Source organism: Streptomyces sp. NPDC001100, from assembly GCF_053598575.1.
In genome coordinates, this window is the sequence record NZ_JBSFKO010000050.1 from 1 (window position 1) to 14056 (window position 14056).

At 71.9% G+C, this 14056-nt stretch carries 16 protein-coding genes; 7 read left to right on the plus strand and 9 right to left on the minus strand.

All coding sequences use genetic code 11. The features are described from left to right. The 5 genes from ACWDEW_RS43480 to ACWDEW_RS43500 all read right to left on the minus strand — a co-directional run. Positions 1–416, minus strand: a 416-nt coding sequence (locus ACWDEW_RS43480; RefSeq protein ID WP_450521072.1) for a hypothetical protein, incomplete at its 3' end; no start/stop codon positions are given. A gap of 136 nt (positions 417–552) precedes the next feature. Continuing rightward, positions 553–1386: a universal stress protein gene (locus ACWDEW_RS43485; protein ID WP_450521074.1), complete on the minus strand. Its 834-nt coding sequence runs from the start codon at positions 1384–1386 to the stop codon at positions 553–555. Positions 1387–1611: 225 nt separating this feature from the next. Next, a complete protein-coding gene (locus ACWDEW_RS43490) occupies positions 1612–2058 on the minus strand; it encodes a pyridoxamine 5'-phosphate oxidase family protein (RefSeq protein WP_450521075.1) in 447 nt (148 codons plus the stop codon). 40 nt (positions 2059–2098) lie between these two features. Continuing rightward, on the minus strand, positions 2099–2848 hold the full coding sequence (locus ACWDEW_RS43495; protein WP_450521077.1) for a helix-turn-helix domain-containing protein: 750 nt from the start codon (positions 2846–2848) through the stop codon (positions 2099–2101). Continuing rightward, a complete protein-coding gene (locus ACWDEW_RS43500; protein WP_450521079.1) occupies positions 2841–3938 on the minus strand; it encodes a zinc-dependent alcohol dehydrogenase family protein in 1098 nt (365 codons plus the stop codon). The genes ACWDEW_RS43495 and ACWDEW_RS43500 overlap by 8 nt, the downstream gene beginning before the upstream one ends. A 211-nt stretch (positions 3939–4149) precedes the next feature. Between ACWDEW_RS43500 and ACWDEW_RS43505 the strand changes: the two genes are divergently transcribed. Further along, entirely contained in the window at positions 4150–4545 is a 396-nt protein-coding gene (locus tag ACWDEW_RS43505; RefSeq protein ID WP_450521081.1) for an STAS domain-containing protein, read from the plus strand. Positions 4546–4672: 127 nt separating this feature from the next. Next, positions 4673–5254, plus strand: coding sequence for an Rv1733c family protein (locus ACWDEW_RS43510; protein WP_450521082.1), 582 nt, complete (start codon positions 4673–4675; stop codon positions 5252–5254). A 55-nt stretch (positions 5255–5309) separates the two neighbouring features. Here ACWDEW_RS43510 and ACWDEW_RS43515 read toward each other — a convergent pair whose 3' ends face one another. Beyond that, positions 5310–6554 carry a DUF418 domain-containing protein gene (locus ACWDEW_RS43515; protein WP_450521084.1) on the minus strand — a complete coding sequence of 415 codons (1245 nt, stop codon included), beginning with the start codon at positions 6552–6554 and terminating at the stop codon, positions 5310–5312. Positions 6555–6732: 178 nt separating this feature from the next. Here ACWDEW_RS43515 and ACWDEW_RS43520 point away from each other — a divergent pair, with 178 nt between their 5' ends. Further along, entirely contained in the window at positions 6733–7401 is a 669-nt protein-coding gene (locus ACWDEW_RS43520) for a response regulator (RefSeq protein WP_450521086.1), read from the plus strand. Next, positions 7398–8510: a sensor histidine kinase gene (locus ACWDEW_RS43525; protein ID WP_450521088.1), complete on the plus strand. Its 1113-nt coding sequence runs from the start codon at positions 7398–7400 to the stop codon at positions 8508–8510. The genes ACWDEW_RS43520 and ACWDEW_RS43525 overlap by 4 nt, the downstream gene beginning before the upstream one ends. 520 nt (positions 8511–9030) lie before the next feature. Here the strand turns inward: ACWDEW_RS43525 and ACWDEW_RS43530 are convergent. Further along, positions 9031–10113, minus strand: coding sequence for a ricin-type beta-trefoil lectin domain protein (locus ACWDEW_RS43530; protein ID WP_450521090.1), 1083 nt, complete (start codon positions 10111–10113; stop codon positions 9031–9033). A 249-nt stretch (positions 10114–10362) separates the two neighbouring features. Between ACWDEW_RS43530 and ACWDEW_RS43535 the strand changes: the two genes are divergently transcribed. From ACWDEW_RS43535 to ACWDEW_RS43545, 3 genes are all read left to right on the plus strand, one after another. Continuing rightward, on the plus strand, positions 10363–10671 hold the full coding sequence (locus ACWDEW_RS43535; protein WP_450521092.1) for a hypothetical protein: 309 nt from the start codon (positions 10363–10365) through the stop codon (positions 10669–10671). Between the two features lie 136 nt (positions 10672–10807). After that, entirely contained in the window at positions 10808–11383 is a 576-nt protein-coding gene (locus ACWDEW_RS43540) for an HD domain-containing protein (RefSeq protein ID WP_450521094.1), read from the plus strand. 25 nt (positions 11384–11408) lie between these two features. After that, the gene (locus ACWDEW_RS43545) at positions 11409–12218 is read left to right on the plus strand and encodes an SDR family oxidoreductase (protein WP_450521095.1); all 810 of its coding nucleotides are present in this window, start codon (positions 11409–11411) and stop codon (positions 12216–12218) included. A gap of 16 nt (positions 12219–12234) precedes the next feature. Here the strand turns inward: ACWDEW_RS43545 and ACWDEW_RS43550 are convergent, their stop codons facing one another. Then, entirely contained in the window at positions 12235–12468 is a 234-nt protein-coding gene (locus ACWDEW_RS43550) for a hypothetical protein (RefSeq protein ID WP_450521096.1), read from the minus strand. Between the two features lie 72 nt (positions 12469–12540). After that, positions 12541–14034 (minus strand): SDR family NAD(P)-dependent oxidoreductase, encoded by a 1494-nt coding sequence (locus ACWDEW_RS43555; RefSeq protein ID WP_450521098.1) that lies wholly within the window; start codon positions 14032–14034, stop codon positions 12541–12543. Between the last annotated feature and the right edge of the window lie 22 nt (positions 14035–14056).

The window sequence follows — 14056 nt, forward strand, 5'->3', positions numbered from 1 at the left end:
GCCATCATCACCGTGCCCGCCACCGCGGCCAGCCGCAGCGCGACACCCGCGATCAACGCGACACCGATACCCAGCAGACCGAGCATGAACAGCCAGTTCACCCAGCCCGCACCGGCCCAGTCATGGAACGTGGACTCCATCGGACCCGCAGCCACACCGCTCAGGAAACCCTTCGTCGGCGAACCACCGTCGACCCAGCCCTTCCCGGACGGAGTCGCATAACCGAAGCCGAACGTCTTGTCCAGGAACGCCCACAGGAAGACGAACCCCGTCAGCAGACGCAACGACGCGAACGCGTAGGCACGCACCGTGGTGGTCGCCGTCGTCGTGTCGGCGGCGGCCGGTGCCGTCCCGGTCCGGTGCAGGGACGGGAAGTGGAATCGCAGGTGGTGTTGGGGTTGGTTGTGGACTGCCATGATGCTCATCCCTTTCGAGGGAACGATGCGCTGGATCGGAGGATTCTCGTTGCGCCCTCAATGTCTCGCTGCGGAGCGTGCGGGCGGAGGGGCTGCAAGGCCCGGAGCGAGGGGCCGAACGTCCCTGTCCGCCAGGTCAGTTGGCGGTGGGCACCACGATCACCGGGCTGTGGGAGCGGTGCAGCAGGGCGTGCGCCACCGGGCCCAGCCGCGGGCCGAACCGGTGGGTGCGGTGGTGCGCGCCGACGACCACGACGGCGCAGTCGCGCGTGGCCTCCAGCAGGGCGTGCGCCGGCCCGGTGCGCACCGTGCGGCTCTCGACCTGGACACCGGGGTGCCGCTCGCTCAGCCAGGACAGGGCGAAGCGCGGAACGGAGTCCTCCGCCCTTTCCCGCTGGGCGAGTTGCTCCTGGCCGGGGCTCGTCACCGAGACCGGAGAGGGCAGTTCGGGGGTGACGTGCCGGTGGATCCACGAGTGCAGGACGTGCAGCGGGACACCGCGCCGCTCGGCCTCCTGGAAGGCGTACAGCGCCGCGTCCTGGTCGTTGTCACCCTCCAGACCGAGCAGCACCGGCCGTCCGTCGTCGCACGGATGATCACCTCGGACGACGAGCAACGGGCTGTGCACCTGCGCGGCCAGCCGCAGGCTCACCGAGCCGAACAGCCGGCCGGCGATGCCACCCATGCCCCGGGTCCCCACGACGGTGAGGTCCGCGCCCTCGCTCTCCCGGACGAGCGTGCGCACCGGGCCGCCGACGGCGTCCCTGGTCACCACCGTCAGCTCGGGGTGACGTGCCTCCACGCGCGTGACGGCGGACGCCAGGACCGGCCCGGCTTCGTCGCTGTCGGGCACGGCGTACACCACGGTCAGTTCGACGCTGCGCCGCGCGGCCTCGTCCGCGGCCTGGTCCAGCGCCCGTACGGATATCAGCGAACCGTCCACTCCGACGACCACATGATGGATAGTCATGTCCCGTTTCCCTTCTGACTGTTGTGTGCTCACGCCGTTCGGCGAGAAAGGGCCGCCAAGGCGCACAACGGCTCCGGAGCCGATGCTCGTCCTGCGCGGACGGCCCGGGTGAGGGGCCGCAGGAACCTGATGACACGCCGTACGGCCCCTTCGTGAGGGGCCGTACGGTCCAGGCATCTTCCGGTGCGAACGAGCAGGCGTTCCAGCCGATCGCTCGGGCCGTCATCAGGTCGGGCCGGTGAGACCCACCCCGTACATCGAGCGCCCACCCACGAGTTCGCGTCCCGTCACCAGCTCGGGGTCGATGCGGACGAACACCTCCTGGGACCAGGGAACCCAGGAACTCGGGCCGCTTCGGAGCATGCGGTCGTGCTCGGCCGGGTCGGTCACCACGGTGGCCGACCCGGTGACGACGACGCTCCAGCCGGAGTGCGCGACGGGATCGACCTCGTCGGCCTCGAAGGCGACGACCGAGCCGTCGATCGCGCGCACCAGCTCCGAGGCCGCGGAGGTGCGCAGCAGCACCGCACCGTCGTGGTCCAGAGAGAAGTTCACGGGCAGGACGGCGGGCAGGGCCTGGCGGGTGTGCACGATGCGGCCGACGGGTGCCCGCCCCAGCCGGCGCAGGCACTCGTGTCGTTCCAGTTCGCGGAATCCGTCGTTGGAATACATCAGCCAGTCCGTCTCTCGCCCTGTACGCCGGTTTGTGGTGTCACTCCATGTTTCGCGGCGCGGGGCCGACGGATGAGGGGCCATCGGTCCCGCCCGCGCCGGAGACCGTCCCTCGCCGCGTGGCGATCCGGCGGCCGGTGAGGCTCAGCGGATCGATACGGACCCACTCCTCACGGTGTCCGCCGGCCCACGGCTCACCGAAGGCGCGCTCCGTCAGCCGCCGGATGTCCTGAGGGTCCGTCACGCTCCGGGCCCGGCCGAGCGCCAGCACGCTCCATCCCTCGCCGAACGCGTCGTCGAAGCGGTCGATCTCGAAGGCGACCTGGCAGCCCGCCGCCTGGGACGGTGTGGTGCCGGGAGCGGTCCGGTACACGATCGCGCCGTCGACCACGCTGTAGTTGACGGGGACGACGACGGGTCCCGAGACGGTGGGTACCGCGATCCGGCCCAGCCCGTGTGTCGACAGCAGCTCGCGGCACTCCTGGACGGTCAGCTCGGTGAACGTCGGGTCGGAGCCCGCCCGGCCCTGGCCGGGTGTGAGGTCGCTGCTGCCCCCGGCGAGGTCGGTCACGGTGGTGTCCAGGGCCGCGGCGAGCCTGAGGAGAACGCTCCGGCCCGGAGCGGCACCGGGAAACTCCTCCAGGTACTGGAGGTAGCTCGCCGCCACTCCCGCGCGGTCGGCCGTCTCCTCCCGGGAGAGGCCAAGTGCCGTGCGCCGTACGGCGATCCGGCGCCCGAGATCACCCGTGGGCGATCCCTCCGTCACGCTCAGCGGAAACGGGTCAGGCATGGCTCGTCACGTCCTCTTCTGCTACCGCGCGGACGGCGACTTCCTCGTGCCGCGCCCCGCCGAGCACGACCTTGAGGGCACCGGTGTCCGCGGCCTTGCCGAAGACCTCGTACGCCTCCTCCATGCGCTCCAGCGGGAAGGTGTGGGTGACCAGCTGCGAGGTAGGCAGCCGACCGGCCGCGGCCATCCGCAACAGGGTGGGAGTGGAGTGGGTGTCGACCAGGCCCGTGGTGATGGTGACGTTCTTGATCCACAGGTCTTCGAGATGCAGAGTCGCGGGCCTGCCGTGCACACCGACATTGGCGACGTGACCGCCGGGCCGCACCATCCGCGTGCACAGCTCGAAGGTCTCCGGCACACCGACCGCCTCGATGACGACGTCCGCCCCCATCCCGTCGGTCAGATCCGCGACCAGCTGCTCAGGGGCCTCACGGGCGTCCACCACCGCATCGGCACCGAACCGCTTCGCCGCGTCCAGCCGGGCAGCGGCCAGGTCCACGGCCACGACCCGCTCCGGCGAGAACAGCCGGGCCGTGGCGATCGCGGCCAGACCCACCGGACCGGCACCGACAACGGCGACGGTGTCGCCGGGCCGCACCTGTCCGTTGAGCACACCCACCTCGTACCCGGTGGGGAAGATGTCCGCCAGCAGCACCGCGTCCCTGGCATCCAGGCTGCTGGGCAGCGGATGGACGGAGAGGTCGGCGTGCGGGACGCGCACGTACTCGGCCTGGGTGCCGTCGATGAGGTGGCCGAGGATCCAGCCCCCGCCGCCGCGGCACTGTCCGTACATCGCCCTGCGGCAGTACACGCACCGCCCGCAGGCGGTGATGCAGGAGACCAGGACCCGGTCCCCGGGCCGTACGGTCCGCACGTCGGAGCCCGCCTCCACGACCTCGCCGACCGCCTCGTGGCCGAGGATCGTGCCGGGGCGCACCTCGGGCACATCACCCTTGAGGATGTGCAGGTCGGTTCCGCAGATGGTGACGGCGTCGACGCGCACGATCACATCGGTGGGATCCTCGATGCCCGGATCCGGGACGTCGTCCCAGGAGGACTGTCCCGGACCGTGGAAGACGTAGCCCTTCATGACGTTCCTTCCCCACTCGGTCGACTGCCCCCGCGTGTCCAGCGTGTCCGGGTCCGTCGCACCTCGCTTGGGCCGGTCGGCCCTCATCGGCCGGACGAACGGGCTGTCACGACCGTGCGGCCGCCGGCTGGGCCGAACGGCCCAGGTCGAACAGGTGGACGGGCCCGGTCGGCCCTTCCGGGCGGGACCACCTGGCCGGTTGGCTCGCACCATGACCGAGATCCACACCCCCGCCACCGCCCTGCGCTCCTCGGAACGTGTGATCGCCGGGACGACCGTCGTGGAACTGCACGGCGAGATCGACCTCCTCACGGGGCAGCCGTTGTCGGCACGTCTGGACGCGCTGACCGCGGTCCCGTGCCCCGATCTCGTACTGGACCTGCGCGCCCTGTCGTTCATCGACTGTGCCGGGCTGAGCGTCCTGTACCGGGCGCAGAACCGGATCGCGGCCAAGGGCGGACGGCTCCGGCTCGTCACCGGCAGGACGGCTTTCCTGCGGATCCTGCGCCACGCTCGGCTCGGCGGCGTCTTCGAGATCCACCCGAGGCTGTCCACCGCCCTGGCCGCCGGGCCGGATTCCGGCGGCGCATCCGCCACCGCGGGCTGAACGACCCGTCCGGACCCCGGACCGGGGTGCCGATGGGGTAACCCGGCGGCCCCTCTTCGGCCCATGTCACCCCGCATTCCGGACTGAGACCTTCGTAGGGGAGACCACGACGAGGAGGTGCGGACTCATGGGCAGGAACAGGCGACTGAAGAAGCGGCTGTGGCGGTTGCGGAGCAACCCGTTGCGTCGGCACGACGACATCGTCGAGGCCTGGATCGTCCTGGTGATGTGGGCGGTGGTCCTGGTCGGCGGCGCACTCTCCGGCCTGGTGACGTTCCACGCCGCCGACGAGGTGTTCTCCGCGCAGCGCGCCCAGCGGCACTCGATACAGGCGGTACTCCTCGCGGACACCCCGTCCCCCAGCTCGACGGTCGGCGGAGCACGGGACCTGACCAAGGCGGAGGTCCGCTGGACCACCGCCGACGGCACCAGCCGGACGGGCAGCACGCTGGTGGAGACGGGGAAGAAGGCCGGGTCCAAGGTCGTGGTCTGGGTGAACGCCGCGGGCAATCTCACGTTCGAACCCCCGAGCCGGACCGACGCGACTCTCGAATCCGCCGTCCTGAGCCTGATCGCCACGTTCGCCTTCGCCGGTCTGGCGTTCGGCACCGGGGCCGTCGCACGGTACCGGCTGGATCAGCGCCGCATCGACTCCTGGGGGACGGAGTGGGCACTGGTGGGGCCGAGTTGGGGCCGCAAGACGAGCTGACCCGAGCACACGGCACACCGCTCTCGCGGTGGCTCTTCCCCCTCGGCCGGCGGGATCACCTGACGCGGTCGGCGATGCGGGTCGTGCTGTGGAGCAGGTGTTCCAACGGGCCGCGACGGAACCGCCGGGTCCAGGCGGTCGCCAGGAGCATCGAGACGGCGATGAAGACGAGGAGCGACAGAAGTGCCGGGCCCGCCGACTCCTCCATGCCGACGGCACGGATCGCGAGGATGTGCAGCACATAGGCGGTCAGCGCGGTCGTGCCGACCGCGGTCACGGGGGCGGCCAGTCGGGTGAGCCGGGGCAGCCGGTGCGTCGTCCAGAGGCAGACGGCCACGACGGTGAGCGCGACGCCCGTGTTGCCGAGGACGGAGAACGTCGTCTGGCTGTGCGGTGCGGCCACCAGCAGCCAGGCGGCCGGGGTGTCGTCGCCGAGGTCTCCGACGGTGTCCGACCACCAGGCCGAGGATGCCGGACCGGCGTCCGTCGCCGCCCCGACCGCGGTGAGCGCGTGCGGGACGAGGTGCAGGGCCAGCCATGAACCGCCGTAGCCGAGCACCGTCAGGGCGCCCCCGGTGAGAAGCAGGCGGGCGCGGAGCCCGGCCCGGGAGAGGTCCAGGCGGGCCAGTGCCATGCCCGCGACCACGAACGGCATCCAGGTGAGCACCGGGTACGCGCCGGTGACCAGCAGCTCCATCAGGCCGTCCGTGCCGGTGACCCGGGCCAGTGGATCGGCGGCGACGAGGGCGTCGGCCCAGTCGCCGCTCTCGGCGGACTGCCGTACCGCGTACAGCAGTTGGGGCAGGACGAGGGCGCAGGTGGCGGCGACGGCAGCCAGTGTCCGTGCGCTCAGCCGGTGCAGCGGCAGCACGAGGAGGAAGAGAAGGCCGTAGCAGGACAGGATCACGTCGACGTCCGTGTTCAGCGCGGTCAGGGCGTAGCCCAGTGCCATCAGGACGAGGGCGCGGATGACGATCCGGCCCACGGCCTGCCGCCCCGCACGTCCGGTGCGGGGTTCCGGGCGACCGGTGATGAGCACCAGCGAGAACCCGGCGAGCAGCGCGAACAGCGCGGAGGAACGGCCGCGTGCCAGCTCCATGGCGAAGCCCAGTGGCCCGCCGACGGCGGGATCGGGGCCGACGTGCGCGGCGTACATGCCGAGGACCGCGAGTCCGCGGGCCAGGTCGATGGCCACGAGCCGTCCCGTCGGCGGTGTGCGCGAGGGGGGCGGGGGGTCCGGTGTGTGCGAGGGCGGTGCCGGGGGCGGATGGGGTAGGACCGGCGGCGCTGGTTGTGTCATGCGTTTCAGGATCGGGCGCGGCGGGCTTCCCAACCATCCGGCAGGTGACCGGAGTTGACCCCGCCGACCGGCGGGGCACCCCCGCCGACGGGCGGCGTGCGGAAGCACTCGCGGAACCGGTGGGCGGATCCCGGCGTCGTAGCGATCCGGCAGTGATCGGGCGGGGAGCGGTGCACACATGATCCGGGTTCTGGTGGTCGACGACGAGGCCATGGTCCGTACGGGCTTCCGGCACATCCTCGATGCCGCGGACGACATCGAGGTGGTGGCGGCCGTGTCCGGCGGTGCGGCGGTCCGTACCGTGCGGGAGACGGGTCCGGACGTCGTGCTGCTCGACATCCGGATGCCGGACGTGGACGGGCTCACCGTGCTGGCCGAGCTCCGCCGGCTGCCGGAGCCGCCGGTGGTCGCCATGCTCACGACCTTCGACATGGACCAGTACGTGGCGGCGGCCCTGCGGTCCGGCGCGTCCGGCTTTCTACTGAAGGACACCGATCCCGAGCAACTGCCGTACCTCATACGTTCCTTGGCCGACGGCGGGGTCGTCCTGTCGGCCAAGGTCACCCGCACCGTCGTCGGCGGTTATCTGGACGCCGATCCGCGCGGCCCGGCCGCCCTCGGCATCGGTCGGCTGACCGAGCGCGAGCGGACCGTGCTCGTGCTTGTCGCCGAGGGGTTGTCCAACACCGGGATCGCCGAGCGGATGCACCTCAGTTCCGCGACGGTCAAGGACCATGTGAGCGCAGTCCTGGCCAAGTTGGAGGTGAGCAGCCGGGTCCAGGCGGCGCTGCTCGCCGACCGCGCCGGCCTGCTCAAGGAATCGCCGCCGGCGCAGGAGGGCCGATGAACCCCCGCCGCCCGCCCGCTCCCTGGCTCGACGCCGCGCTGCTCGCCGCCGCCCTGCTGGACGTCTGGGTCCACGTCGACCCCGGCGACCGCATCGCCATGGCCTGCGCCCTGCTGGGCGCCTTCGCGCTCGTCCTGCGTCACCGACTGCCGCTGCCGACCTACCTGTTGGCGCTGCCGGCCACCTTCGTCACGGACTCGGTGTTCGCCACCCTCGCCGCGCTGTACACCCTGGCGTCGCTCTCCCGCCGTCGCGTCCTGCTGGCCGGCTGCGCGGCGGTGTTCACGGTCGGCGACACCACGGCGTGGTCGTGGCCGGTCCCGGAGTTCGCCGACCCGACGGACGCCGCGACGCTCATCACGATCACCTACAGCCTGGCGACGGCGACGGCCCCCGTCTTCCTCGGACAGCTCGTCCAGGCCCGTCGCGAACTGGGACTGCGCCTCACCGAGATCACCGAGGCGCGCGAGCACGAACGCCGGTTGCTCGCCCAGAACGTACTGGCCAAGGAACGCGCCCAACTCGCCCGGGAGATGCACGACGTCGTCTCCCACCAGGTCAGCCTGATCGCCGTACGGGCGGGGGCCCTCCAAGTGGGCAACAAGGACCCGGAGACGAAGGAGGCCGCGGCCGACATCCGGCGGCTCGCCGTGCAGACGCTGGACGAACTGCGCCACATGGTCGGCGTGCTGCGCGCCGCCGGCAGCCGCCCCACCGAACTGACGCCGCAACCGTTGCTCGCCGACCTGCCCCAACTGGTCGACGGCAGCGGCATCGAGGCCGAACTACGGGCCGAACTGCCCCAGGAACTCCCGCCCGCGGTGCAGCGCGCGGTCTACCGAACCGTCCAGGAAGCGCTGACCAACATCCGCAAGCACGCCCCCGGTTCCAGGGCCGCGATCCGTATCGGGCAGCAGGACGGGACCGTGCACGTCGTGGTCGTCAACTCCGCCCCGCAACGCCCCGCGCTCCCCCTCCCCGGCTCCCACCACGGCCTGGTCGGGCTGCGCCAGCGCGCCGAACTGCTCGGCGGCAGCGTCAGCGCGGGCCCCACAGCCGACGGCGGCTACGAACTGCGGCTGGAGTTCCCGGTGCGGGACGCGTCCTGAGACGGCTGATCGGCGGGGTTGCGTGGGCCGATCCGCTCGGTGAGGTGCCGCCGGTGGTTCGGGCACTGGATGACGTCCCCGTAGGGGCAGTTCGGGCGAGCCTCCTTCAGGAGGAGGGTGTCCGGAGAACAGGCGTCCCCCGCCCAGGAGTTGACGTCCGGGCAGTACCCGGTGGACGGTTGCCGACCTCGCTCACGGCCACCGGCCCGCCTCGCGCCGGGAGCCGATCTCGCCGACGGCCAGAACCATGTCTCCGCAGGTACAGGCCACCTGCTCGCTTCGCCGCGGCGCCGGCCTCGGCGCGCCGGCCATACCGACCACGAAGGTGAAGGGTCCGGTCGGCTCCGCCGCGGACTGCTCGACGATCCAGCAGGCGACATCACTCGCCGAGCCGATCCGCACCCGCCGTCGCCAGGCCGCACCGCGGCCTTCGGCCCGACCGGCCCGACGTATCCGTGACCCCGGCCGCCCTACCGACGTCAGCAGATCCCTCCGGACAACACACCCAGGGGACGTGCCGTCAGCCCGTGCTCCATTTCTGGTTGTCCCCGCCGGTACAGCTCCAGAGTTGCAGCTCCGCGCCGTCGGCGGCCCCCGCGTCGGTGACGTCGACGCACTTGTCGGCCTGGACGTTGACCAGATCGTGCGCGGCGGTGAGCCGGAACCGCTGGGCACCGGTGCCGTTGCAGGTGACGAGCTTGATCCAGGCGCCGTCCGTCCGTGAACCGCCGTCGACGTCCATGCACTTGCCCAGGGCGCGAACCGTTCCGTCCGACCCGAACCGCCACTTCTGCCGGGCGGCGCCCGTGCAGTCCCAGATCTGCAGGCGGGTATGGTCCACCGGCTCGCCTCCGGTCACGTCGACACAGCGGCCGGAGCCGTGCCCCCGGATCAGTACGCCCTGGGCAGCGGCGGCGGAATCGGCGGCCGGCGAGGAACTCCCGGACGGCGCACCGCCGTTCTTGGTGCCGCCCTTCGTAGTCGCCGTGGCGTCAGCGGTGTTCTTCCCTGTCGCCGACGAACCGGCCTTCGGGGTCGGCTGCCGGGTGGAGTCGGCTTCGAGAGCGGAGGATTCACCCGACGGCGAGGCTGAGTCGGACGAGCCGGTCACGTCCTCGTGCTGTCCGCTGCCCCGGACGGTGTCCGAACCGGTGCCGGCCGCCGAGCGTCCCTTGCCGTCGTCGCCGTCCATGAGCAACAGGGTGCCGGTCAGCAGGACGGCGGCGGTGGCGGCGACGGCGAGCAGCAGCCTCCTGCGGTGCTGTGCGGGGCGAAGCACGGACCGGCCCGGGGCGGGCCTGATGTCGGCTCGACGGCCGTTCGTGTCCCCGGCGAGGGCGTCGGTACGTCTGCCTGATGTCTCGGTGTCCGGCGCGCGTTCGGTGAATGCCGCGAACTCGGCCGCCGCCGCGGACATGGCCGGCGGAGGCACGGCCCCCGGGTCGGAGGCGGGAGCGGGTGCGGGTCCCAGCGCGGCGGCGGCCTCGGCGATCGCCGACGGTCCCCTCGACCGGCGTGGCAGGGGCAGCGGCGCGGTGTCGGGCCGGTCGGTCCGGGCGGCCGTGGCGGCCTCCGCAGTCGGATCCTCGGAGGAGGCCGTCATGTCGTCCTTCCGGTACTGGGCTGGTGGATTCCTGCGTGGCCGCCACGACGTCGAGGTGTCGAAGACGTCGTGGTCGTCCGTGGTCGCCTGTGCTGGTCCGCGATGGCCTTGAGCGGGCGCCGGCGATCACCGTCCTCACGCTCGACGGCGATTCTGTCGTGCTCACGACCCCCTGCGCAAAGGGCGACACGCGGGGGTCGTCCGGTGCCGGAAGTTCACAGAACCCGGTGTGCAGGAACCGGCGTTAGCGTGACCGAGTCGTTCGAAGATCAGGAGTACGACGCCCACCGCCCCGGACCGTACGAAGCGGCCTCCAGGAGCAGCCGCTGCCACAGGTCCAAGCGGTGCGCCTCGCACTGCGAGCCCCCGGAGAACCCCGCGTCGGGCAGGTCGATCCGGTCCGGGCCCGCCCTCGAACTGCTGGTCGGCCCGTTGCACTTCAGGGCCCTGCTCATCCGGCGGCCCGCCGAGGAGGACCGGATCGAGCGGATGGTCGACACGCTCCTGCACGGCTTGGCCGGACCGGGCTCCGCCCGCACGCGGCCCACCTCCCGGTGACACCGACGACCACGCGGGTGCGAACACGGCCCGCGTCACCGAAGGCGTCGCGCAGTTCAGGTCCCGTTGGCCGGTCCGAAAACTCGCCCTGATCTCCTGGCGTTCCGCACAGGCTGTCTCGCGGGAGGACTGAGGCATGGAGTTGCGCAGCGTCGAGGAGTTGATGGACCTGCTGTACGCCTGCCGGGGCGCCTGGGACACCCCGGACCGGAGCGGCGATCCGGTCGATCTGCACGACCACGCACTGCAGACGGCCGCGCTGCTGCGCCGAAGTCGTCCCGCCGACAAGGAACTCCAGGTCGCCGGCCTGGTCCACGACATCGGGCATCTGCTGCGACCCGGCGACGACGCCGGGCACGCCGACCACGCGGCGGGCGCGGTCCACGCCCTGCTCGGCGACCGGGTCGCCCACCTGGTCCGGCTGCATGTACCCGCGAAGCGCTACCTGGCCACCGTCTCACCGGACCACGACCTGTCCGCGCGGAGCACCCTGACACTCCGCGCCCAGGGCGGCCCCATGTCCCACGCGGAGGCCGCCGCCTTCGAGCGCGATCCGCTCGCCGACGACGCGATCACCCTCCGCCAGGCCGACGACGCGGCCAAGGTCGTCGGCCTCGACGCCGGGGTTCTGGAGGACTGGCGCACGGTCCTGGGCATCGTGGCCGCCCGGAACTCGCGTCTGCCCAACTCCCGCCTGGGGGCTGTCGACTGACGGTCCGTCATGAGATCGTACGGCGATGACGTCGTCGTCGTACGGTCTGCGGGGCCGGGCCGTCCTGGTCACCGGGAGCACGCGCGGGATCGGGCGCGCGGTCGCCGAGGCCTTCGCCGGGGCCGGGGCGCAGGTGTGCGTGAGCGCGCGGGACGCCGGTGAAGTGGCGCGTGTCGCCGAGGAGTTGGGCGGGGTCGGCCTGGCCGGGGATGTCGGCGACCCCGAACACCCGAGGGAGTTGGCCGAGTTCGCGCTGCGCGCCTTCGGGCGGATCGACGTGATCGTCAACAACGCGGCGACGAACCAGCCGTACGGACCGCTGATGGACGTCGATCCGGATGCCTGGCGGACGGCGTTCGCCGTGAACGTCGAGGCGCCGCTGCGGTTGGTCCAGTGCGCGTGGCAGGCGTGGATGCGGGAGCACGGCGGCTCGGTGGTCAACGTGTGCACAGAGGGCGCCGGGCATGTCGGGCCGAATGTGGGGGCCTACTCGACCAGTAAGGCGGCGCTCCTTCACCTCACGCAGCAGCTCGCGGGTGAACTCGCGCCGGGAGTGCGGGTCAATTCCGTCTCCCCGGGACTCGTACGCACCGAGATGGCGCGCTTCGTGTGGGAGCCGGGCGAGGCGGAGGTCGCCGCCGGGCTGCCGCTCGGCCGGATCGGGGAACCGGCCGACATCGCACGGGCCGTGCTGTGGCTGGCCTCCGACCGGGCCGAGTGGATCACCGGGGCGGATCTGCTGGTGGACGGCGGGACACGGGTGCGGGCGGCGTACACGTCGGGCGGGTACGCCGTCCACAACCGGCTGAGGTCGGCGGGGCCGCCCCGCCCGTAGCGGCTCCCTCACGGGATCACGGGAACAGGGCGATCCCTACGAGGATCAGCAGGACGATCCCGGCGACGAGAGCGACGGTGGCCCAGGTACCACGGTGCTTGATCGCGGTCGTGGGCCCGCCGCCGCGCGGGCGGTCCTCCGGCAGCACGGGGTGTGCCGGGCGGTCGCTCGCATAGAACTGGTCGTCGGTCGGGTAGTGGTTGCGCGGGTCTTCGAAGGCCCTCGGATCGATGCCGTGTGCACTGGCCATGGGAACTCCTCGCGCGGTCCTCATCAGGGCCGGGACCCGGCGGTCACCGGGGCCCGGGTCCGGAGCGGCGGGTTACCACTTGCCGGGCGCGTAGTCCTTCAGGAAGACGCCGTACAGGTCCTCGCCCTGCTCGCCGCGCACAATCGGATCGTAAACCCGCGCCGCCCCGTCGACCAGGTCGAGCGGTGCGTGGAAGCCCTCCTCGGCGAGCCGGAGCTTGTCGTAGTGGGGGCGTTCGTCGGTGATCCAGCCGGTGTCGACGGAGGTCATGAGGATGCCGTCGGTCTGGAACATCTCCTGGCCGCTGGTGCGGGTCACCATGTTCATCGCGGCCTTGGCGGCGTTGGTGTTCGGGTGTCCGGCGCCCTTGTAGCCGCGGCCGAAGACGCCCTCCATCGCGGAGACGTTGACGATGTACGAGCGCCCGCTCGTCGCCGTCCTCGCGGCGGCGGCCATGGCCGGGCGGAGCTTGCTGATCAGGATGAACGGCGCGGTGTAGTTGCAGAGTTGGGTCTCCAGCAGCTCGACCGGGGAGATCTGCTCGATGGTCTGCACCCAGGTGTTGGTGTCGACCACGTCGGGGACCAGGCCCCCGGCGTCGATGGCCGTGCCGTCCAGGTGCCGGGCGACGCTGGCGTTGCCCGCGACCAGGGCGAGGTCGGCGACCTGCTGGGCGTCGAGGCCGCTGATGCCGACGGGCAGCGCGGCGAGGCCGTCGACCGCGCCGGAGCCGAAGGCGCCGATGACGTGGTGGGCGGGCAGCTCACCGGCGGGCAGCGGGGCGCTCTCGCCGTCGACGAGGGCGGCGTAGGCGGAGGGCAGCCGCCGTACGGTCTGCGTCGCGTTGTTGATCAGGATGTCGAGCGGGCCCGCCTCTGCCATCTGGTCGGCGAGGGCGACGGCCTGGGCCGGGTCGCGCAGGTCGATCCCGACGACCTCCAGACGGTGCAGCCAGTCCGCGGAGTCGTCCATGGCCTTGAAGCGGCGGATGGCGTCCTTCGGGAAGCGCGTGGTGATCGTGGTGTGGGCGCCGTCGCGCAGCAGCCTGAGCGCGATGTACATGCCGATCTTGGCGCGACCGCCGGTGAGCAGCGCGCGCTTGCCGCTGAGGTCGGCGTGGACGTCGCGCTTCTCGCGGTTCATGCGGGCGCAGTCGGGACAGAGCTGGTGGTAGAAGTAGTCGACTTCCACGTAGCGGGTCTTGCAGGTGTAGCAGGAGCGCGGGCGCTGCAGTATCCCGGCGATCCGGCCCTCCTCCGTCACCGACGACGGGAGCAGTCCCTCGGTCTCGTCGTCGATGCGCTGGGCGGAACCGGTCGCGGTGGACTCGGTGACGGCCTTGTCGTGCGCGGTCTTCGCCGCCCGGCGCTCCTGGCGGCGGCGCTGCTTGACGCTGCGGTAGATGCCCGCGGTGGCCCGGCGCACGGTGATCGCGTCGGGGTGGTCGACGTCGATCTTCTCCAGTTCGTCGAGCACGCTGAGGCAGACGGCCAGCCGCTCGGGGTCGATGCCGGGCCCGTACACGACCTCGTCCGGGGTCGTGGAGCCGTTCTCTGTCACCGTCATCGCGCTGCCGTTTCCTTGGGTC

Bases quoted from the DNA above. Each gene is read 5' to 3' on its own strand.
- ACWDEW_RS43485 (WP_450521074.1), bottom strand. From the start codon at position 1,386: ATGACTATCCATCATGTGGTCGTCGGAGTGGACGGTTCGCTGATATCC.
- ACWDEW_RS43490 (WP_450521075.1), bottom strand. From the start codon at position 2,058: ATGTATTCCAACGACGGATTCCGCGAACTGGAACGACACGAGTGCCTG.
- ACWDEW_RS43495 (WP_450521077.1), bottom strand. From the start codon at position 2,848: ATGCCTGACCCGTTTCCGCTGAGCGTGACGGAGGGATCGCCCACGGGT.
- ACWDEW_RS43500 (WP_450521079.1), bottom strand. From the start codon at position 3,938: ATGAAGGGCTACGTCTTCCACGGTCCGGGACAGTCCTCCTGGGACGAC.
- ACWDEW_RS43505 (WP_450521081.1), top strand. From the start codon at position 4,150: ATGACCGAGATCCACACCCCCGCCACCGCCCTGCGCTCCTCGGAACGT.
- ACWDEW_RS43510 (WP_450521082.1), top strand. From the start codon at position 4,673: ATGGGCAGGAACAGGCGACTGAAGAAGCGGCTGTGGCGGTTGCGGAGC.
- ACWDEW_RS43515 (WP_450521084.1), bottom strand. From the start codon at position 6,554: ATGACACAACCAGCGCCGCCGGTCCTACCCCATCCGCCCCCGGCACCG.
- ACWDEW_RS43520 (WP_450521086.1), top strand. From the start codon at position 6,733: ATGATCCGGGTTCTGGTGGTCGACGACGAGGCCATGGTCCGTACGGGC.
- ACWDEW_RS43525 (WP_450521088.1), top strand. From the start codon at position 7,398: ATGAACCCCCGCCGCCCGCCCGCTCCCTGGCTCGACGCCGCGCTGCTC.
- ACWDEW_RS43530 (WP_450521090.1), bottom strand. From the start codon at position 10,113: ATGACGGCCTCCTCCGAGGATCCGACTGCGGAGGCCGCCACGGCCGCC.
- ACWDEW_RS43540 (WP_450521094.1), top strand. From the start codon at position 10,808: ATGGAGTTGCGCAGCGTCGAGGAGTTGATGGACCTGCTGTACGCCTGC.
- ACWDEW_RS43545 (WP_450521095.1), top strand. From the start codon at position 11,409: ATGACGTCGTCGTCGTACGGTCTGCGGGGCCGGGCCGTCCTGGTCACC.
- ACWDEW_RS43550 (WP_450521096.1), bottom strand. From the start codon at position 12,468: ATGGCCAGTGCACACGGCATCGATCCGAGGGCCTTCGAAGACCCGCGC.
- ACWDEW_RS43555 (WP_450521098.1), bottom strand. From the start codon at position 14,034: ATGACGGTGACAGAGAACGGCTCCACGACCCCGGACGAGGTCGTGTAC.